Genomic DNA, 20,561 nt, shown 5'->3' with positions numbered 1-20,561 from the left:
CCGAACGGATGGCGATGGTATGACGGACGAAACAGTGCTGGTGACCGGTGGTACGGGCTTCCTGGCCACGCGGTGTATTGCTCAGGCGTTGAACGAGGGATACCGGGTGCGGACCACGGCCCGCAACAACGATGCGGCGCAACGGATTCGGGAGCAGGTGGCGGCCGCCGGCGCGGCGAACGCACCCGCGGTGGAGGTGGCGGCGGCCGATCTGACCGCCGATGCGGGCTGGGCCGAGGCGGCCGCGGGCTGCACCCATGTCCTGCACGTCGCCTCGCCCTTCCCGGCCGCCCAGCCCGAGGACGAGGACGAGGTGATCGTCCCGGCCCGTGACGGCACGCTCCGGGTGCTGCGCGCCGCCCGCGATGCGGGGGTGCGTCGGGTGGTGGTCACCTCCGCCTTCGGGGCCTGCGGGTACGGCCACAAGGAGACCAAACGTCCCTTCACCGAGGAGGATTGGACCAATCTCGACGACCCCACCCTGCCGCCCACGGTCAAGGCCAAGACCCTGGCCGAGCGGGCGGCCTGGGACTTCCTCGCCCGCGAGGGCGGCGGGCTGGAGCTGTCGGTGGTCAACCCGGTCGGCATCTTCGGTCCGGTGCTCGGACCGGAGTTCTCGAACTCGATCTCGGTGCTGCTCAAGCTGCTCGACGGCACCGCGCCCGCCATCGTGCCGCTGTCCTTCGCCGTCGTCGACGTCCGCGATGTCGCCGAGCTGCACCTGCGGGCGATGACCCACCCGGCCGCCGCGGGCCAGCGGTTCATCGCCTCCGCCGGCGACGTGATCGAGATGGGTGCGGTCGCGAAGCTGCTGCGCGACCAGCTCGGCCCCGACGCCGACCGGGTGCCGACCAAGCAGCTGCCCATGTGGGTGGTCAAGGCGGCGGCCAAGATGGCGCCCGGGGCGAGCGAGCTGGCGGGCAATCTCGGCAAGGTGCGCCATGTCAGCAATGCCAAGGCGCGCGAGATCCTCGGCTGGACACCGCGTTCCACCGAGGACACCCTCCTCGTCACCGCGCGCAGCCTGCTCGAACAGGGGCTGGTCGGGACGCCCGCAATCATGGGATAAATCCGTGGCGCGGCGGCGGGTGCACATGCCAGGCTCGGTGGAGTGCGGTCCTATCGGGAGGTCCTGAGTATCGCGGCGGCGCGCAATGTGCTGCTGCTGGGCGCGTTGGTACGGATCCCGTTCTTCGCCGGTACCGTCCTGTTGGCCGTGCATGTGGTGCAGACGCTGCACGGGTCCTATGCCCAGGCCGGGGTGCTGAGCACGGTCGTCACCGTGTGCACGGCGGCGAGCGGGCCATGGCGCGGGCGACTGCTGGACCGATTCGGGCTGCGCCGCACGATCGTGCCGTCGCTTGTCGTGGGCGCGGTCTGCTGGTCGATCGCGCCGTTCGTCGGCTACGTCCCGCTGCTCGTACTCGCCGCCGTCGCAGGGCTTTTCGATATTCCGATCTTCACCGTGGTGCGCCAGGCGGTGGTCGCCGCGACCTCCGAGCGCACCCGGCAGTCGGCGCTGGCCCTGGAGTCGGTGTCGGTGGAGGCGGCGTTCATGGTCGGCCCGGTGCTGGGCGTCGCGGCGGCGACCTGGGCCGGGTCGACCTCGCCGGTGCTGTTCGGCGCGCAGTGGACCCACATCCTGGCGGGTGTGCTGGTGTGGGTGCTGAATCCACCGCTGCGCACCGACGCCGAGCGGTCCGCGCGCGCGGCGCCGCGCCGGGAGTGGTTCCGGATCGAATTCGTGGCGTTGTGTATCGGCGCCAGTGCGGCGGTCGCGGTGCTGGCCGGATCGGAGCTCACCTTCGTCTCGGCCCTGCGGGAATTCGAGGCGCAGCGCTGGCTGGGCGCGGTGATGGCGGTGTGGGGCTTCGGTTCGCTGGTGGGCGGGCTCGTCTACGGCGCCATGCGGCGGTCGGTGTCGACCTATGTCCTGCTGGCCGGGCTGGGCGCGCTGACCTTGCCGATGGCCTTCGCGAACGGCCCGCTCGCGCTGGCGATCACGGGGTTCGTGGCGGGGCTGCTGTGCGCGCCGACGATCACCGCCTCGGTCGACCAGGTCACCCGCATCGTGCCCGATGGTGGTCGGGGGGAGGCATTCGGCTGGCACGGCGCGGCGCTGACGCTGGGTAACGGCATCGGCAGTTCACTGGCCGGATTGGCGATCGACGCGGGCGGGTTCGCGGCGGCATTCGGCGGGGCGGCCGCGCTGGGAATCGGGGCGGGGGTGGGTTTGGCCGCATTGGTCGTGTTGGTCGCGCGTTCCCGGAAGCGAGAGTACGTGTCGGCGTGGTGAATTCCGGAGCCGCCGATTTGTTGCGAAGGGCATTTTTCGGGGTATAGGGGTGTCGACGGGCGGATACCGGTCCGTCGCACGCGGTTCGGTGGGCGCTAAGATGGCCCGACTCGCACACGACCGAGATCGAATCGAGATCTGGCGATCCAGGCCGTGTCGGTTTGTCCAAATTTCCGGCGCGTCGACCGCGCGTAGCGGTAGCAGGATGCCACTCGGTCGAATACGCTTCGCGCGGAGAAACCGCCTATTGGAGGGATATTGACCACCACCCCGAGCACGCTCGAACGCGGCGACGGGGGAACCGATGGCCGCCGAACGGTGCCCCTGACGCAGCTGATTCATCTCATGGCCGAGTACGAGAAGCTGGGCGCACACCGGCAGACGTTCCAGCCGGCGCCGATCAGCAACGACACGGTCGTGCGTGGCTGCGCGCTGGTGGCGGGCGGATTGCTGATCGTCGGCGTCATCTGCGCGGCGGCGGGTTCGCTCGTCGGCAGTGTGGCGGTCGGTGGCCTGGCCATCATCCCGCTCACGGCCATGGGGTTGCGCGGTCAGCACAATCGGCGCGCCCGCGGCGCCCGGTTGGACCTGTTCGACCACGGCATGACGGTGTATCACTCGGGGGAGGAGATCGTCGCATTCCGTTGGGACAGCGTCCAAGTGCGGCAGCTGGTCATCCCATTCCGCCCGGCCGACGCCGCGGCGACCGACTATTCCTTCGTCGTCACCGGCCCGGGCGCCATGCATGCCGAATTCGACGAGCATCTGTTCGCCGACGCCCGGGAATGGGGCCCGCACATCCAGTCGGCCGTCACCGCAACGCAATTACCGATGGTGGTCGCCGCCATCGATGCCGAGCAGACCGTCGATTTCGGCGAAATCGCGGTATGCCTGGACGATCTCAGATATCAGGGCGCCTCCTATCGCTGGGAGCGGGTGCAGACCATCGACTCGCGCGACGGTATGGTGCGCATCAAGGTCGACGGCCGCTGGCACTCGCTCGCCCCGGTCGGCACGATTCCCAACTTCTACATCTTCAACGAGGTCGCCGAGCGGCTGCGGATCGCGGCCGCCATGGATCAGGTCGCGCTCGAGGCGGTGGGCGTCGAGGACGAAACGGACGGTGCCGCTTCGGATGTCGGCGAGCCGCCCGCCCGCGAGGTGTCCTGAACGTCGGGATCGTATTGTCGCTCAACGCATGACGGGTAGTACGGTCGCGGTCGATCGGCCCGAGGCCGCCTCGATGAATTCGACCGGATCGGGGACCGCCGACAGGATCTCCGCTGTCCGGCGCAATGCCGCCGCGGGAATCGGATCGCCGCCGACGGCGGCCATCAGATCGAGCATGTGGACGGTCGCCTCGACGATCATTACCTCGATCAGCGTGCCGAAGCTGACGGTGCCGAGGGCCGGATGTGGGTGCGCGACACCGATATTCGGGTCGGCGTTGCGGAATTCGGCGATCACCTCGGGCCCGTCGTCGATGAAGAAGGCGACCAGTGCCTCGGGGCCCGCGCTCGCGGCCTCACGCGCCAATTCCGCGTTCTGGTCGGCGGCGGTGTGCGCGACCCCGCCCGGCATGTTGTAGATCCGCAGCATCTGGGCGCCGCTCGTGATGGCCGGGGAGTCCACTCGCGGACCGCGCAGCAGCTCCAATACCCGCTTGTCCGGTGCCATATGGGCGACCAGATCCTGCACCGTCCAGCCCGGCAGGCGGGTGGGGGTGGACCACTCCGCTTCGGTCAGCGCACGAACCCGTGCCGCCCAGGCCGCGAAGACCTCCGCCAAGACCGTGCCGTCCATGCCTGCCCCCTCTTCCGTTCGGAACCACTGTCACCATCCATGCCAGCACCCGGTCCGACGGCACGCAACGGGTTGAGGCGCGGCGCGCCGTCCGGTCTTGGGGATGGCGCGAGCACCGAAATGATTGCCTGGTCCGGTATTCGAAACGCGCCGAGCCCCCGCCCGCGGACGGGCGAGGGCTCGACTGTCCCCCGGGCGGCTCTCTTTCCGCCGGGTTGGTTCCGCTACTTCGCGGGCGGAGTGAAGGGCTGGTTGATGGTGGTGAAGTACTGCACCGCGGCGGCAATGGCCACGGGCGCTGTGATCAGGAGCTGGCCCGCCAGGACGCCGAGCGCGCCAAGGCTCGCGGCCCCGAACAGGCAGCCGACCGCCGCGGCGGGAAGAAACGCGAACAGTGCACCGATGACGCCGGTGGCGAGGGTCGCACCTGAGGCCACCACGGCCCCACCGAGAATACAGCCGACCGCGCCCGCGCCGAGGCCGCCGACGACGGTGCCGATGGTCGCACCCATGGAGATGGTGCTGGTCAGGCGGCTCCACGCCGCCTGCTCACGGTCGTACGGGGTCTTCCAGGGCGCCTGATCCTCGAACGGCAGGGCAACCGGCTTGTAGACCGCGTGCTCGGCGTCGAACCTCGGGGTCAGTGTCGCGGTGCGGTCCTTGATGTCCGCCGCGATCGGAAACTCGAAATCGTCAACGCGGAATTTCAGATCGGTGCCGGTAAGCACCGTCCCGTTGGCCGCTTTGATCTTGAATACGCCGTCCTCGACAACCATAGAGCCGGCATCGGTCCGGATGATCGCGGACGAATCCTCGGTAGTTGCCTTGACATTGACGGCGTCGGTATCGGTCGGGTTAGCGTGCACGGCACCGGCCGTAACGCCAAGGGCGGCGATCGTCATCGCGGCCGTCGCCGCGAATCTCCTCATCAGCATGCTTACTTCGGTTCCTTGGTCTGTTGTCCAACAGAGACCGAAGGATCGAAACCGGACATGGGAAACGAAGAATGTCCGGTTGTGCACTTCCAGGTGAAACCTTCGAGGGTGTGCTGGAGAACACGGTGTACCGACCGCGTCCTGCACAGCGGCGGTGATCAGCTGGGGATGGCGTAGGGGCGGCGGATTCGACGGGCGGCCTCGAGGATGCCGAGGATTCGGGAGCCGGGGAGCCCGATGGCGGCGCCGATGGCGGCGGGGGTCCAGGATTCGTCGGCCAGGGTGAGGACCTCGGCGAGTTGTTCGACCGGGAGTTTGGAGAGGCGGCGCTCGGAGATCGCGCGGGCCACGGCCCAGACCTCGACGTCATCGATATCGGCGGCGATGTCGTCGGTGTCGTCGTTGGGAGGCTCGGGGTCGAATTCGTCGGGCATATCGGGGTCGGGCTCGACATCGGTGAAGCGGCCGCGGGGCAGCGGGATTTCGATCGGGGCGTCGTCGAGGGCCAGTTGGGTGGCGCGTTCGATTGCCTCGTGGGTGCGGGTCTTCCCGTTCGTGGCGGCTTCGTCCTCGGTGGTCGAGGGGCCGCTGGGTCGGCGAGTGTAGGGGTGTTCGGCGCCAGCTTTCCGGTTACTCGAAGGGCGGATCTCCGTGGGCGCCGAGCCTTTTCCCCTGCCGCCGGGGGCGGGAGTCGATGCGTCGGTGGGTTTCTCGTCGATGCGGCGGTCATCGAGCTTCCGAGCGGATTGCGATCCGTCGCCTTGCCCCGTGGAATGCGTTGCCGCCGCGGAATTTTCGATCTCTTGCGGGTCGTCCTGCACGGATTCGGAGGTGGTCGGGTGCGCGTGACCGTTGTGCTGTGGCACCCGGGCGTCAGGATGTTCGTGGCCGCTGCGAGAGGGAGCGTGCGCGTCGAGAGGGGCGCGGTCGAGCTGGGGCATCGGCTGCGCCGCAAACGTCGCGGTGGGATGAACGTTTCCACTGCCGGACTGCACCTGCTCGGCAGGGTGCCGGTGGCCATTGCGCGAGGTGGGCTGGGGCGCGGGGTATTCGTGACCGTTGTGGGGCGCGGGAGGTTCATCGGCGGCACGAGCCTGACCGTTGTGAGTGGGGGCGTGCGCGGCGGGAGGCACGTGGCCGCGGAGGGGAGTCGGCCGCGCTACGGATGTGGCGGTGTGGACGTGGCCGTTGGCGAATGCCGTCTTCTCGCTGCGGTATTCGTGGCCGTTGGGTGCGGAGGACGTGGCCGCGGGGTGGACCCGGCCATTGTGCGAAGCGTTGCGCGCCTGGGCCGGCACGGCCTGGTCGAAGTCGCCCTGCTCCAAGGGATACGTCGCGTCGGTTTGTTTTCCGGCCTGGGGCTGTGTGCCCGGTCCCGAGCCGGGGATGCCGGGATGCGGGTGACCGTTGTGGGAGAGGGCCTGTGCGCCAGGGTATTCGCGGCCATTGGAGGGCGTGGGTTGCGTGTGGGACGCGTCGGCGGAATGAACTCGGCCGTCATGAGGGAGGCCGGGCGCGGCAGGGTTCTCGTGGTTGCGGTCGTGGGTTGGGTGCGTCGCGGATGTGGCAGTGGGACGAACCTCGCCGTTGGTCGACGGCGACTGCGCGGCAGGATGCTGGTGGCCGTTGTGCGCAGGGAACTTCGCCGCGGGGTGAATATGGCCGGTGGGGGTGGGGCGGGATTCGAGCGGGCGCGGGGTGGCTTGGAGGACGCTGGGTGTGGGGGTTGGCAGGTGGGAGTGACTCGGGGGAGTGGAGAGGTCGGTGCGTTCGCTGGGAATCGTTGTGCAGGTCCGGGGCTCGTGGTCGGGGAGCGGGACGGCGTCGATCAGTTGGGCGTAGCGGGTAGCGACCCAGGCGTGCAGCCAGATGACGACGCCGACCATGAGGGGGGCCACCGCGGCCTCGGCGGCGCGGGCGGGGGCGCCGTTCACCAGGTGGGGTCCGGAATTGAGGGCGATGGTGACGCCGAGGAGGGTGGCCTCGAGGAAAACGACCTTGCCGCGCGGGATTTCGCGACCCCAGCGGGCGGCGGTGGTGGCGACCACCATGATGGCGATGATCGGGATGGAGATCATGGCCTCGAAGCCGTAGCTGAGCCAGTACAGCGGGTCGCGCATATCACCGCTGGGGACGAGGTTCTGCTGGACGTTGACGCCGGACCACAGCATGCCGAGGACGACGACGCCGATCAGGGCGCGCGAGGTCCACTCGGCGCGGCGGTACAGCTGGGCGAGGCGGGCATCGGGATTGGCGACGCGGCGGCGGGCGGCCAGGGCGCGGCGGTGCCAGCGCACGTCGGCGTCGTCGGCGCGGCGCACGGACAGCGCGACGCGGCGCTCGCGCTTCTCGGCGGCCAGTTCGGCCGCAACGGCGCGGCGGCGCTGCCGCCGCCGCTGGGCCCGGATCCACTCGGCCAGTTCGCGTTCCGCGGCGATCTCCGCCTCGGACAGCTCCTCGAACAGCGCCGGATCGGTCTGCAGCGGCAGCTTGCCGCGCGCGATGGCGACCCGCTGGGCCAGCGTCTCGATCTCGGAATTGCCGGACTCGTATTTCATGGCCTCGCTCCGCTCGGCGGGTGGATGCGTTTCCGCGTCGTGCAATGCCTGAGGGTGATTACTCGAACGTATGTGTGATCGAGGTGAGAGTAATCCGAGACCTACCCGTGGTCAATGCCGCAACCGAACATCAGTTCGGTGTCGCATGCGAAAACGCCCCGCTACCGGCAATTTTCGATTTCAGCGCGACGCGACATGCCACGCCAGCGCGGCGGCCAGCGCGCCCGCGCCGTTCAGCGACCAATGCAGGGCGATCGGCGCGAGCAGGCTGCCGCTGCGCCGCCGCAACCAGGTGAATACCGCCCCGGCGGCCGCCGTCGCCGCCACCGCGAGCGCGATACCCGCGATCTGCCCGGCCAGCCCGCCGCCGAGAATGCCGCTCAATCCGCGATTACCGCTGGTCAAGCCCAGCGACGAGGCGATATGCCAGAGCCCGAAAAGCAGTGAACCGGCCGCGAATACACCCCGCACTCCGGACGCGCGGTCGAGCGCGCCGTGTAGCACGCCGCGAAATGCCAGTTCCTCCGGAATGGCGGTCTGCAGCGGGATGACGATCATCGAGGCGACCAGCGCGCCGGAAATGGTGGCATAGCGATCGGCCAAAAAGAACGGCCGCGTGATCGGCAGCAACGCCCCGATCGCCACCGCGGCGACCACGATGCCCACCGATCCGACCGCGTACAGCGTCCCGCGTCGCCACTGCCGCGGCGAGAGCCCGAGTTCGGCCCAGCCGAGCCCGCGCCGCCGCATCATCGCCACCAGTGCCAGCGCCGCCAGCGGCACCGTCACGATGTTCGCCCACGCCGAGGTGAAGTGGGCGATCAGATTGGTGCAGGCCAGGACGGCGACAACGACGGCAACGTCGATCCAGGCGTGCAACCGGCGCGGCGCGACGCCGTTATCGGTTCGAGACATCGCGGCCAGTCTACGTTCATTCGCCGAAGGTGTGCCGGGCGAAGTCGATCACAGGTCCGAGAATTGGGCCTTGCTCTATATGTATACGTCTACGTATAGTCAGTCGCGGAGCGAGACGTGCGATCAGTGCACCGACGTTCCGACGCACGCGCTCGCCCGCGCGATCAATCGAAGAATGCGCACCTGCGCAGCAATGCATGAATGGAGCAGCCATGACCACCGAACCGCAGCAGCCCGCCGTGCTCGACGACGAGCGATTCGAGGAGATCCTGGTCAAGGACGGCCCGGGCGGCCTGCGTGCCAAGCGCTTCGTCGGCCGCTTCCTGGCCGAAGCCAGGGAGCACACCAAGACCGGCATCGAGGTGACCAAGGTGTACCGCAGCCGCAAGGGCAAATTCGTCGCACAGCGCCAGGCGACCGAATGGCTGGAGTTCCCCAACCACGCCGATCTGGTGGCGGAGCTGAAGTCGGATTGGCGCAACTGGCGCAACCTGCTGGGATTCGGCCCCGAACTGCCGGAGTGGGGCGACTACACCGTCGAGATCGTCGACTCGATCGAGGAACTGCGCGAGCGGATTTCGCCGAAGCTCTACCGCCGGGTCGCGGCCGCGGTGGAGACCCCGCGCACCGACGACCTCGACATCTGAGCTCGCCGCGCGCGGAAGGGTAGCCGATATGTTCGCACGCCTGGGCCGCCTGGTCGTCCGCCATCCGTGGTGGACGATCGGCCTGTGGCTGCTGGGCGTCGTCGCCGTCGTGGCGACCGCGCCGAAGCTGACGACCACCACCGACCAATCCGAGTTCCTGCCTTCGCATTACGAGTCCATCCAGGCAATGCGGCTGCAGGAGGGGGCGTTTCCGAATACCGCCGCCCCGGCGGCGATCATCGTCTTCGAACGATCCGACGGCGCACCGCTGCGCGACAGCGATGTCGCGACGGTCGGATCGATCACCGCCCGGCTCGCCGAGGCTCGCATCGCCGATGTCACCGCGATCCAGGCCCTGCCGCCCTCGGACAACCGGTTGATCCAGATTGCCGCGGTCCAGATGACCAAGGTCACCAATCCCAGCGATACCCGCCAGGGCGATGCGGTCAAGGAGCTGCGAAAGGCACTGCGGCCCACTGTCTCCGGCGCCGAGCTGCGCGCCGGTGTGACGGGGCAGGCCGCGCAGGCGCTGGACGCGCAGGAGTCCTCGACCAAGGGCCTGGCCATCGTCGGCATCGCGACCATCGTGCTGATCCTGGTGCTGCTGCTACTCATCTTCCGCAGCCCGATCATCGCGCTGTTGCCGATCGTGGTGATCGGCGCGGTCACCGGCGCGGTCAACGGTCTGATCGGCTGGGTGAGCCAGGGCTTCGACCTGAAGATCGACAGCTCGATCAGCTCCATCCTGGTGGTGGTGCTCTACGGCGTGGGCACCGATTACATTCTTTTCCTGATGTTCCGCTATCGCGAAAGACTGCGCGCGGGAGAGGATTCCAAGTCGGCGATGATCAGCGCGGTCGGTCGCGTCGGTGAGGCGATCACCTCGGCCGCGGCTGCGGTGATCATCGCGTTCATGGCGCTGATCCTGTCCACGCTCGGGATGTTCCGTGCACTCGGCCCGGCCCTGGCGATCGCGGTGGCGGTGGCGCTGCTGGCGGGACTGACCCTGGTGCCCGCGGTGGTATCGCTGTTGGGCACCAGGGTGTTCTGGCCGTCCAAGGCGTGGCGCGCGGAACCGCGCGGGGCGCGTTTCGCGGCCCTCGGATCGGCGCTGGGGCGGCGGCCCGCGGCGTTCGCGGTCGCGTCGGGGCTGGTGCTGGCCGGACTCGGCGTCCTCGCCGTCGGCTTCAACCCGACCTTCGATCTGACCTCCGGATCGACCGCCAATGCCTCCGAATCCGTGGTCTACAGCAAGGAATTGCTCAGAGGCATGCCCGCCGGTGTCACCCAGCCCTCGGATGTCCTACTGCGCTCGCCGGGCTCGCTCGGCGACGAGCAGTTGGCCGCCTATCGCGAGGCCCTGCGGGTGCCGGGTGTCGGCCAGGTCGCCGAACCCATTGTGTCCCAGGACCGGACGGTCGCCGACTTCAAGGTCACCCTGGCGTCGGCGCCGGAATCGGATGCGGCGATCGATACCGTGCGCGGTCCGCTGCGCGAGGCCGCCCATGCGGCCGCCCCACCCGGCACCACCGCCGTCGTGGGCGGAATGACCTCGGTCTTCGTCGATTTCCAGGATGCGATGAAGCGCGATTACGCGATCGTGTTCCCGGTGGCGGCGGTCCTGATCATGATCGTGCTGGCGTTGCTGCTGCGCAGCCTGGTGGCGCCGTGGTATCTGATGGCCTCGGTCTTCCTCGGATTCGCCGCCACGCTCGGTGCGTCGGTGCTGGTCTTCCAGCATATTCAGGGCGAGACCGGATTGATCTTCACCCTGCCGGTGATCATGTACCTGTTCGTCGTCGCGCTGGGCACCGACTACAACATCCTCATGGTGGCCCGGCTGCGCGAGGAGGCCCGCGAGGGCAACGATCCGCGCCGGGCGGCGGCGCTGGCGGTGCGGCACGCCGGGCCGACCATCGCGGCTGCCGGTGTCATCCTGGCCGGGACGTTCGCGTCGATGATGCTGGCGGGCAATACGGTGCTGTCGGAGATGGGTTTCGCCATCTCGGTCGGCATCGCGATCGCGGCCTTCGTGATGGCGTTGTTCTTCACGCCCGCGCTGACCGCGCTCATCGGCCACCGGGCGTGGTGGCCGGGGCACGGCGATCGAAAAGCGGTGCGCGAGAAGAGGTCACCGGACTCGGTCCGCGTCTGAGGTAGCCGCGGATGCGGGCCGCCCGAGCGGGTGGCCCGCATCCGTCACGGCATGCGGCCCGTCGCCCAACCCCGCGGATCGGCCCACGCCTGCAGGGTGCGGGTGGTGCGGAATCGACGTGGCTCACGGGTGATCGGATCGGTGAATTCCAAGGTGGCGGCCAGCAATTGGAGCGGCCGGGTGAAATCGTCGACCGGGCGGTCGGTGATCTCGGGATAGAAGTCGTCACCGAGGATGGGAATGCCGAGGCCGTTCATGTGCAGGCGCAGCTGATGGGTCCGGCCGGTGTGCGGGATCAGGCGGTAGCGGCCCAGGCCGTCGCGATGCTCGAGCAGTTCCACCCGGGTTTCGGCATTGGGTTCGCCGTCCACCTCGAAGGCGCGCAAAATATTGCGCTCCTTGATGATTCGGCTGCGGATCGTGCGGGGGAGGTCGAGCCCGGGGTCGTGGCGCGCGATCGCCTCGTATTCCTTGTGCACGCGGCGCCGATGGAACATCGTCTGATACGCCCCACGTCGCGCCGGATTGACGACGAACAGCACCAGTCCGGCGGTGGCGCGGTCGAGCCGATGCGCCGGAATCAGCTCGGGCAGATCGAGTTCGCGGCGCAGCCGCACCAGTGCGGTCTGCAGGATGTGCTGTCCGCGGGGGATGGTGGACAGGAAGTGAGGCTTGTCGACGACCAGCAGATCCTCGTCGCGGTGGACGATGGTGATCTCGAACGGCACCTCGGTCTCCACCGGAAGGTCGCGATGGAACCAGACCGCGCCACCCGGAACATAGGGCGCGTCCGGGGCGATCGGACCGTCCAGATCCACGATCGCGCCCTCGGCCAGCATTCGATCGATGCGTTCGGCGGGCACGCGGGGCAGCCGTTCCACCAGATGGTCGCGGATGGTCGTCCACGCGCCGTCCTCCGGAAGCCGGAGCCGCGCCGGATCCAGTCCATGCCGCTTGCCCAGGGGCGGCTGCTGCCTGCGTCTCATCGGTTACGACAGTAGCTGGCCGATAGCACTACCCGGACAGGGAGCGAGCCGCGGCCGGTATCGGTCCTCATTCGACCGGCCCGGCTCGCCCCCTGTCACCGGCCTGCTAGACCGTGCAGGCCTGGCCCGCGTAGTAGGCGATGGTGCACTCGGACTCGCGGGTCAGCTTCCAGGTGCCGTCGATCTGCTTCCACGACAGCTCGATGAACATCGCATCGAAGCCGGGGACGTTGACCTGCAACTGGTGGGTGAGGGTGTCGCCCTGCACCGCGATCGGCTCGACGACCTGCCACTGGAAGCCCGGCACCGTGGCCATCACGCCGCCGACGGTGTCGACCAGCGGCAGTCCGGCCTCGCCGGCCTCGAGCTGGGCGGCCCGGCTGGCGCGCGGCGCACCGGGGTTGAGCACCAGCTGCAGCTTGCTCTGCAGCTCACCGGCGCCGGGGGCGGCCGTGCGCACGCCGACCGAAATGGGCGCGGCGACAGCCGGAACCGCCGCCGCCACACCGCCGGTGAACAGCGCCGAGGCTAGGGCGAGGGCCACCAGAGCACGGGACTTGATCTTGATCATGGGCATATCCAATCGTTCGTGGTACGGGTGTGCCAGACCCGACCCGTCCGTTTCGGACGGCTGGCACCACCGACCAATATAAGGTAAGCCTATGCAAAGATAGGAGACGCTTACTCGGTCGCCGAGTATGCAGAACGGAGAACCAGTGGAAACGCTTCTCGTGGTCGGTGCGGGTCCGAAGGCCATGGCCGTCGCGGCGAAGGCGCGGGTGCTGCGGGAGCTGGGCCTGCCGTCGCCGCGGGTCGTGGTGGTGGAATCGCATGCGGTGGGCGGTAATTGGCTGCCGAGCGGCGGCTGGACCGACGGTCAGCACCGGCTCGGAACCAGCCCGGAGAAGGATGTCGGTTTTCCGTATCACTCCACCTGGGCGCGCGGTCGCAACCGTGACATAGATCGCGCCATGACGGCGTTCGCATGGACCTCCTTCCTCATCGAGCACGGCACCTATGCCGAGTGGATCGACCGCGGTCGGCCGAATCCACATCACCACGTGTGGGCCAAATATCTGCAGTGGGTCGCGCGCAAGGCCGAGGTCGAACTGGTGATCGGCACCGTGCGGCGGGTGCGCGCGGCCGCGGCGGGCTGGCTGGTGTCGGTCGCCGACGCCGCGGGGGCCGAGCGCGATATCGCGGCCGACGGCCTGATGATCACCGGGCCGGGCGACAGCCGCCGGGCCCTGGCCGGACATCCGAAGGTGTTGAGCATTGCCGATTTCTGGGATCTGGCGGGCAAGCGGCGGCTGCCCCCGTCCTCGCGGGCGGCGGTGATCGGCGGCGGTGAGACCGCCGGTTCGGCCGTGGACGAACTCGTGCGCCACGACGTGCTGACGGTTTCGGTGATCTCACCCGCGGCCACCATCTACACCCGCGGTGAAAGCTATTTCGAGAACGCGCTGTACAGCGATCCGGCCAAATGGCGCGCGCTGAGCCTGCAGGAGCGCCGCGACGTCATCCGCCGCACCGATCGCGGCGTGTTCTCGGTGCGGGTGCAGGAAAACGTGCTGGGGGACAACCGAGTTCACCATCTGCAGGGCCGGGTGGTGCGGGTGGTCGAACAGGGCGACGGGGTGGCGCTCACGCTGCGCAATGCGCTGCGCCCGGATCAGGTGCACGCCTTCGATCTGGTGATCGATGCCACCGGCGGGCAGCCGCTGTGGTTCCTCGACCTGTTCGACACCGATGCGGTGGATCTGGTCGAGCTGGCCGTGGGCGGGCCGATCACCCAGGAGCGGCTCGAGGCCGCGATCGGTCACGATCTGGCGGTCGGTGGGCTGGGGGCCAAGCTGTACCTGCCGAATCTGGCGGGTGTGGCGCAGGGCCCGGGTTTCCCGAATCTCAGCTGCCTGGGCGAACTTTCGGACCGGGTGCTGGGCGGCGGGTCGGCCGCCGCGGGGGCGCGGGTGCATGCCGCACACCGCCCCGTACCCATGCTCGGCAAACAGTAGGCTAGGCTAGCCTTAGTTCTCGAGAATGATGAGGTTCGGTTCATGCGTATCGTGTCGTTCGGTTACCAGACCTGGGGCCGCAGGACCCTGCAGGCTCTGATCGATTCCGGTCATCAGGTGGTGCTGTCGGTCACCCATCCCGACAGCTCCGACTCCTACAAGGGGATCTGGTCCGATTCGGTCGCGGAACTCGCTCGGGAGCACGGTATTCCGGTGCATCTGACCGAGCGGGCCGACGCCGAGACCATCGATCTGGTCAAGCGGGCCGAGCCCGACCTCATCGTGGTGAACAGCTGGTACACCTGGATGCCGCCCGAGCTGTACAACCTGCCGCCGCACGGCACGCTGAACCTGCACGATTCGCTGCTGCCCAAGTTCACCGGCTTCTCACCGGTGCTGTGGGCGCTGATCAGCGGCGAATCCGAATTCGGGCTCACCATTCACCGGATGGACGACGGGCTGGACACCGGCGACATCCTCGTGCAGCGCTCGCTGCCCATCGGACCGACGGCGACCGGCACCGAACTGGTGCTGGCGGGTATGGACCTCATCCCCGGTGCGCTGCAGGAGGCGCTGGACGCGATCGAATCCGGCAATCCCGTGTGGCGGCCGCAGAACAAGGCCGAGCGCACCTACTTCCACAAGCGCTCCGAGCGCGACAGCAAACTCGACTGGCATTGGGCGGCAGCCGATCTCGAGCGGCTGGTGCGCGCGCTGTCGGACCCCTATCCGCCCGCGTTCTCCTACTATCGGGGCGAGAAGGTCGAGGTCCTGAAGGCGACGGTGTCCGAGGCCCGCTACGGCGGAACGCCCGGCCGGGTGATCGTGCAGGAGGGCGGCGGCGCCGTGGTCTGCGGCCCGGACGCGCATCGCGGCGGCAATCACGGCCTGTTGATCACCCGCGTGCGCACCGCGGACGGGCAGGAGCGCGACGCGGCCGAATTCTTCCGCCGCGGCGGCTATCTCACCGACGCTCCCGCATAGCATGAGACGCCTCTCGGCGGGGCAGCGCCGCATCTGGTTCCTGCAGACCCGCGACGCTCAGGACATCACCCTCAACACCTGCGCGGTCTATCGGCTGACCGGCGCGCTCGATGCCGGGCGGCTGCGTGCGTCGGTCGAGGCCGTGGCCGCCCGGCACGAGATCCTGCGCGCCACTTACGGATCCGATGCCGACGGGGTGCCGTACGAGGTCGTGCGGTCGGATGCGGGACCGGCGTGGCAGGAACTGGACCTGTCGGAGTTGCCCGAGCCGAGCCGGGCGCTGCGGACCGAGGTGCGGATCCGCCGGGCGGCCGCGCGGCCGTTCGACCTGAGCGCGGAGACTCCGCTGCGCTGCCTGCTGATTCGCACGGGCGCGGCGGAATTCGTCTTCGTGATCGTGGTGCATGCCATCGGCTGGGACGATCGGTCGTGGGCGCTGTTCTGCGCCGAGGTGAGTGACGGATACAACGGTCGCGGCCTGCCGCCCGTGGTGGCGCGGCCGGATGATTCCGAAACCGACTGTGCCGCAGAGGAGTACGGGGCCGAGTACTGGCGTGGTGCGCTGCGTCCATTGCCACAGCCGTTGGAGCTGCCGGGCCGGACGCTGTCCGCCGTCCCCCGAGCCGAGCGCGCCCAGCGCGCACTGCCCGCGGAAGCGATCGCCCGCGTCGAGGAATTCGCCCGCGCCCGGGGGGTCACCCCGTTCGCGGTGTTGCTCGCCGCCTACGATGTGCTGATCCACCGGTACACCGCCGCAACGGATTTCCTGGTAGCGGTGCCCACCACCGTGAGTGCCGGTGACCGCGCGGGCATCGGCTACTTCGGCAACACCCTGCTGCTGCGGGCCACACTGCGTCCCGGTGACACCTTCGCCAGCCGCACCGCCGCGGCGCACGAGACCCTCACCGCCGCCCGCGCCCACCGCGACGTCGGGATCGATCGGGTGGTCCGCGCGATCAATCCGGAGCGCGGCGGCGGCCGTGACGGACTCGAACAGCTCGTGCGCACGGAATTCGCTGTGCGCGAGGGTATTCCCCGCTTCACCCTCGACGGTCTCACCGCCGACCGGCTGGAGTTCGGCAGCCCCGACGCGCGCATCCCGTTGGCCGTCACCGTGCTGCTGGAGCCCGGTGCGGCGCGGGTGGAGGCCGAGTACCGCGCCGATCTGCTGCAGCACGATATCGTCGACCAACTGCTGGGCCACTATGTCCGGCTGCTCGACAGCGCCCTGGCCGAACCGGATCGGCACATCGGCGATCTCGATCTGTTCGGCGCGCACGACCGCGCCGGACAGCTGGAACGCTCGCACGGCGAACTGGTCTCGAGCGCACCCACTACGCTCGTCGACCTGTTCGAGCGCCGGGTGGCCGCGACCCCGGGCGCGACGGCCCTGATCGCGGCCCGCGACGGCGGTGACCTCGAACTCGACTACGCCGCCCTGGACCGCCGGGCCAATCGCCTGGCGCACTGGCTGATCGGGCAGGGCGTCGGCAGCGAGGACATCGTGGGGCTGCGGCTGGCCACGTCGGTGGAGTTCGTGATCGCGGTGCTGGCCGTGCTGAAGGCCGGTGCGGCCTATCTGCCGATCGACCCGCACTATCCGGAGGAGCGCATCGAGTTCCTCGTCGCCGACGCTCGGCCCCGAATCGTGCTGGGAGGCAACGAATTCGAGGCCGCCGAACAGGCGGCGAGCGGACTGCCCGCGCACGCCCCGGCCGATGCCGAGCGGGTGCGGCCGCTGCGGCCGGACAATCTCGCCTACGTCATCTACACCTCCGGATCCACCGGAACGCCCAAGGGTGTGCCGGTTTCGCATGCCGCCATCGCCGACCATCTGCAGGGGTTCTGCGCGCAGTGGGAGATGACCGCACGCGACCGGCTGCTGCAATCGTCGTCGGTGAGCTTCGACGCCTCCCTGCTCGACATCTTCGTCACGCTGACTCTCGGTGCCTGCCTGGTGGTTCCGAAGCCTGGCGCGTTCACCGACCTGCCGTACGTCACCGAGCTGATCGCCCGCTGCGGGGTCACGGTCCTGCACCTGGTGCCCTCGACGCTGAGCACCCTGCTGCTGCTGCCCGAGGTGAAGCAGTGGCGCGCGCTGCGCTATGTGCCGGTGGGTGGGGAGGCGCTGCACGGGGAGGTCGCCGACCGCTTCGCCGGTGTCTTCGACGCCGAACTGCGCAACCACTACGGCCCCACCGAGGCGGTCGTCTCGGCCACCCACCTCGCGGTCGAGGGTCCGCAGGGCACCGGGATCGTGCCGATCGGACGACCGAACCGCAATGTGTACGCCTATCTGCTGGACGAGCGGCTGCAACTGGTGCCGACCGGGGTGGTCGGCGAAATCTACTTGGGCGGACCGCAATTGGCCCGTGGCTATCTCGACCGCCCCGGGGCGACCGCGGAACGATTCGTGGCCGACCCGTTCGCGGCGGCCCAGGGCGCCCCGGCCGGTTCGCGGCTGTACCGCACCGGCGATCTGGCCCGCCGTAACACCGCCGGGGAGCTGGAATTCCTCGGCCGCGCGGACGAACAGGTGAAGGTCCGGGGCTACCGCATCGAACTCGGTGAGGTGGAGGCGGCGATCGCGAGCCATCCGAGCGTCGGGCACTGCGTCGCGACGGCCGTGCCGGACCGGGCCGTCGGAACCCTGCTGGCCGCGTATGTCGTGCCCGCGGCCGCCGACGTCGATATCGACGAGGTACGGGCCCATGCGGCGGCGACCCTGCCGGAGTACATGGTCCCCGCCGCCTTCGCGGTGATCGAGGAGATCCCGCTCACCGAGCACGGCAAACTCGATCGGCGCACGCTGCCCGAACCGGTTCGCACGAGCGTCGAGCTCTATCGAGAACCCGCCACGGCCACCGAGATCCGGCTCACCGAGGTATTCGGTGACCTGTTCGGCCGGGACCGGGTCGGCGCGGACGACTCGTTCTTCGACCTGGGCGGGCACTCGCTGCTGGCCACCCGGCTGCTCGCCCGCATCCGCGCGGAATTCGGCGTCGAGATCGCCGTGCGGGTGCTGTTCGACAATCCGACCGTGGCGGGCCTGGCGGCCCTGGTGGAGGCCGCCACCGCCCGCCGCGCACCGATCGGAGTGGAGCGATGACCCGCGTGCTCATCCGAATGCCGAGCGAGATCCGGCGGCGGCTGGTGGACGAATGGGCCAGCGGCGTCGAACCGTCGGATGTGCTCGGCGTACCGGCCCTGATCCGACGCGCCCGCATGGTGCCGCCGGGCCGGGTGGCGCTGCGGTACGACGAACGCACCCTCGACTACGGCGAGCTTTTCGCCCGGGTCGACCGGCTGCGGGGGAGGCGGATGAGATCGGCCGTCGCCGATCCGCTCGACGCACTCGTCCGGGTGCTGACGACCCTTGAGGCCGACGGCGCGGTCGCGGTCCGGCCGCGCGGCCATGGCGCCGACACCCTGCTGTTGCGCGAGGCCGTCCTGGCCGCGGCGGTCGCCGACCGGCGCGCGGTCGCCTCCGAATGCCGCCGCCGCACCACCGATCCCGCCTTCGGATCCGCCGATATCCGGCTCGTGGCCACGGCGGCCGACAGCGTGGCGACGGTGGCGGAGCTGCTGGCCGCGCTCGCCGACGGCGCGGCCCTGATCGTCCCGACCGCGGCGCAGTGCGGGGACCCGGCCGCTCTCGCCGAGCTGATCGCCACGCGAGCGGTGACCCATATCGTCGCCGACGCCGCGATGGTTGCCGAAATATCCACGGACACTTCACTTCCCACCATGCTGCGCTGGGACGTGACCGGAACCGCCTGCCCACCGGAACTTTCCGAACGGCTGCGTGCGCTGTCCCCGGTGGCCGTCGCGAGTTTCGGCTACGCCGTACCGGAATACGCCGGCGTGGTGACCCGCGGTCCACTCGACGGCACCGGACGCACCCGGCCGATTCCGGGCGCGCGGGTACTCGTCCTGGACGAACACTGGCGACCGGTCCCGCCCGGCGTCGTCGGCGACGTGTACGCGGGCGGAGTCGCACTGCTGGAACCCGAAGACACCGAGACGTTTTCGTGGCACTTCATCGCCGATCCCTTTCCACCCGAGGGTGCGGCGGGCGCCCGGCTGGTGCGGACCGGCGATCGGGCGCGCTGGACCGAGGACGGTCGGCTCGTCTTCGAAGCGCAGCGTGCGGCACCTCACCTTCGGACGATAATTAGCTTAGCCTAAGCTACGATCCTCGAGGGTCCGGGCATTCGGACGGACCGCGATGGGCAAGGAGCTGACGGAATGAAACCGGATCGAACGGTCGCGAGGCGGCCCCTCGGAGACCGGGTGCGGACCGCGCTGCTGCGGCTGGGTGTGGTCGCGGTGGCACTGGGGCTCACACTGACCGCGACGGGTTGCGGTTCGGGGGGCTCCGAATCCGGCTCCTCCGACGCGGTCACCATCACCCACACCATGGGCGAGGCCGTCATCGAGGGAACGCCCCAGCGGGTGGTCACCATCGGCACGCAGTGGCTGGATGCCGCGGTGGCACTGGGCATTACGCCCGTCGGCTATCTGGTGCCCGGCGGCGCGGCCAATGTGACGGTGCCCTGGCTGCCCGACACGCTGAAGCAGCAGTCGAAGGCCCTGACCGCGGGCGGTGATCTGGTCGAGCAGATCGCCGCGCTCAACCCGGATCTCATCGTGGCCCCCGGTTTCATGATGGACAAGGCCATGTACGACAAGCTGTCCAAGCTCGCGCCGACCATCGGGCCGCTGACCAGCGCGCAGGTCGATCCGTGGGAGGACCAGATGGCCACCCTCGGCAAGGCTTTGCGCAAGCGGGCCGAGGCCGACAAGGTCGTCGCCGATGTGCACGGCAAGATCGACGCCGCGGCCGCGCGGCATCCGGGACTGCGCGGCAAGACCTTCCTCACCTGCATGTTGACCACGCCGAGTCAGCTGATGGTGCTGGCCGATCCGAAGGACGGTTCGGCGCGGCTGTTCACCCGGATGGGAATGACGATGCCGGAACAGCTGGTGCGCCAGGCCCCCAGCGGCGGCCGGTTGGCGCTGTCGCCGGAGCGCCTGACCGACCTGACCGCCGACCTGCTGGTATGCGCCGCCGCGCCCGGCCTGGATGCGAAGTTCAAGCAGCTGCCCGGATATGCGGAGCTGCCGTCGGTGCGCCAGGGCGGCATCGCCTTCGTCGACATGATCACGATCAACGCCATCAATCTGCCGACCGCGCTGTCGCTGCCGTACGTGCTCGACAAGCTCGAGCCGACGCTGGCGAACGTCGGAAAGTGAGAGGTACCGCC

The 20,561-nt window shown here is 69.3% G+C and carries 16 protein-coding genes; 10 read left to right on the top strand and 6 right to left on the bottom strand.

Features of this window, described 5'->3' with window-relative positions; genetic code table 11:
• Window positions 1-19 precede the first annotated feature (19 nt).
• From NDR87_RS20045 to NDR87_RS20035, 3 genes are all read left to right on the top strand, one after another.
• Window positions 20-1,069: an aldehyde reductase gene (locus NDR87_RS20045; protein WP_251914331.1), complete on the top strand. Its 1,050-nt coding sequence runs from the start codon at window positions 20-22 to the stop codon at window positions 1,067-1,069.
• Window positions 1,070-1,111: 42 nt separating this feature from the next.
• Entirely contained in the window at window positions 1,112-2,296 is a 1,185-nt protein-coding gene (locus NDR87_RS20040) for an MFS transporter (RefSeq protein WP_251914332.1), read from the top strand.
• 258 nt (window positions 2,297-2,554) lie between these two features.
• Window positions 2,555-3,466 (top strand): DUF6585 family protein, encoded by a 912-nt coding sequence (locus tag NDR87_RS20035; RefSeq protein ID WP_251914333.1) that lies wholly within the window; start codon window positions 2,555-2,557, stop codon window positions 3,464-3,466.
• 21 nt (window positions 3,467-3,487) lie between these two features.
• Here the strand turns inward: NDR87_RS20035 and NDR87_RS20030 are convergent, their stop codons facing one another.
• From NDR87_RS20030 to NDR87_RS20015, 4 genes are all read right to left on the bottom strand, one after another.
• Window positions 3,488-4,099 (bottom strand): maleylpyruvate isomerase N-terminal domain-containing protein, encoded by a 612-nt coding sequence (locus NDR87_RS20030; RefSeq protein WP_251914335.1) that lies wholly within the window; start codon window positions 4,097-4,099, stop codon window positions 3,488-3,490.
• Between the two features lie 224 nt (window positions 4,100-4,323).
• A complete protein-coding gene (locus tag NDR87_RS20025; RefSeq protein ID WP_251914336.1) occupies window positions 4,324-5,034 on the bottom strand; it encodes a hypothetical protein in 711 nt (236 codons plus the stop codon).
• A 158-nt stretch (window positions 5,035-5,192) separates the two neighbouring features.
• A complete protein-coding gene (locus NDR87_RS20020) occupies window positions 5,193-7,592 on the bottom strand; it encodes a hypothetical protein (protein ID WP_251914337.1) in 2,400 nt (799 codons plus the stop codon).
• Window positions 7,593-7,772: 180 nt separating this feature from the next.
• On the bottom strand, window positions 7,773-8,507 hold the full coding sequence (locus tag NDR87_RS20015; RefSeq protein WP_251914338.1) for a CPBP family intramembrane glutamic endopeptidase: 735 nt from the start codon (window positions 8,505-8,507) through the stop codon (window positions 7,773-7,775).
• A 212-nt stretch (window positions 8,508-8,719) separates the two neighbouring features.
• Between NDR87_RS20015 and NDR87_RS20010 the strand changes: the two genes are divergently transcribed.
• Both NDR87_RS20010 and NDR87_RS20005 read left to right on the top strand, forming a co-directional pair.
• On the top strand, window positions 8,720-9,154 hold the full coding sequence (locus NDR87_RS20010; RefSeq protein ID WP_251914339.1) for an EXLDI protein: 435 nt from the start codon (window positions 8,720-8,722) through the stop codon (window positions 9,152-9,154).
• Between the two features lie 28 nt (window positions 9,155-9,182).
• A complete protein-coding gene (locus NDR87_RS20005; RefSeq protein WP_251914340.1) occupies window positions 9,183-11,309 on the top strand; it encodes an MMPL family transporter in 2,127 nt (708 codons plus the stop codon).
• Window positions 11,310-11,353: 44 nt separating this feature from the next.
• Here the strand turns inward: NDR87_RS20005 and NDR87_RS20000 are convergent, their stop codons facing one another.
• Window positions 11,354-12,295: an RluA family pseudouridine synthase gene (locus NDR87_RS20000; RefSeq protein ID WP_251914341.1), complete on the bottom strand. Its 942-nt coding sequence runs from the start codon at window positions 12,293-12,295 to the stop codon at window positions 11,354-11,356.
• 106 nt (window positions 12,296-12,401) lie between these two features.
• Window positions 12,402-12,866 (bottom strand): hypothetical protein, encoded by a 465-nt coding sequence (locus NDR87_RS19995; protein ID WP_251914342.1) that lies wholly within the window; start codon window positions 12,864-12,866, stop codon window positions 12,402-12,404.
• Window positions 12,867-13,011: 145 nt separating this feature from the next.
• On the opposite strand from NDR87_RS19995, the gene NDR87_RS19990 reads away from it, so the two are divergent.
• From NDR87_RS19990 to NDR87_RS19970, 5 genes are read left to right on the top strand one after another with little or no spacing between them, the layout of a single operon-like run.
• On the top strand, window positions 13,012-14,310 hold the full coding sequence (locus tag NDR87_RS19990; RefSeq protein ID WP_251914343.1) for a SidA/IucD/PvdA family monooxygenase: 1,299 nt from the start codon (window positions 13,012-13,014) through the stop codon (window positions 14,308-14,310).
• A gap of 42 nt (window positions 14,311-14,352) precedes the next feature.
• The gene (locus NDR87_RS19985) at window positions 14,353-15,294 is read left to right on the top strand and encodes a methionyl-tRNA formyltransferase (RefSeq protein ID WP_251914344.1); all 942 of its coding nucleotides are present in this window, start codon (window positions 14,353-14,355) and stop codon (window positions 15,292-15,294) included.
• 1 nt (window position 15,295) lies between these two features.
• Window positions 15,296-18,403: an amino acid adenylation domain-containing protein gene (locus NDR87_RS19980; protein WP_251914346.1), complete on the top strand. Its 3,108-nt coding sequence runs from the start codon at window positions 15,296-15,298 to the stop codon at window positions 18,401-18,403.
• A complete protein-coding gene (locus NDR87_RS19975) occupies window positions 18,400-19,482 on the top strand; it encodes an AMP-binding protein (protein ID WP_251914348.1) in 1,083 nt (360 codons plus the stop codon). The genes NDR87_RS19980 and NDR87_RS19975 overlap by 4 nt, the downstream gene beginning before the upstream one ends.
• Before the next feature lie 60 nt (window positions 19,483-19,542).
• Complete coding sequence (locus NDR87_RS19970; protein WP_251914349.1) at window positions 19,543-20,550, top strand: ABC transporter substrate-binding protein; 1,008 nt, start codon at window positions 19,543-19,545, stop codon at window positions 20,548-20,550.
• Window positions 20,551-20,561 lie beyond the last annotated feature (11 nt).

Origin of the sequence: Nocardia sp. CDC159, from assembly GCF_023740735.1 — a bacterium.
Classification (GTDB): domain Bacteria; phylum Actinomycetota; class Actinomycetes; order Mycobacteriales; family Mycobacteriaceae; genus Nocardia; species Nocardia pulmonis.
Note: the sequence above shows the minus strand (reverse complement) of the source record. Positions and strands in the feature narration are given on the sequence as shown.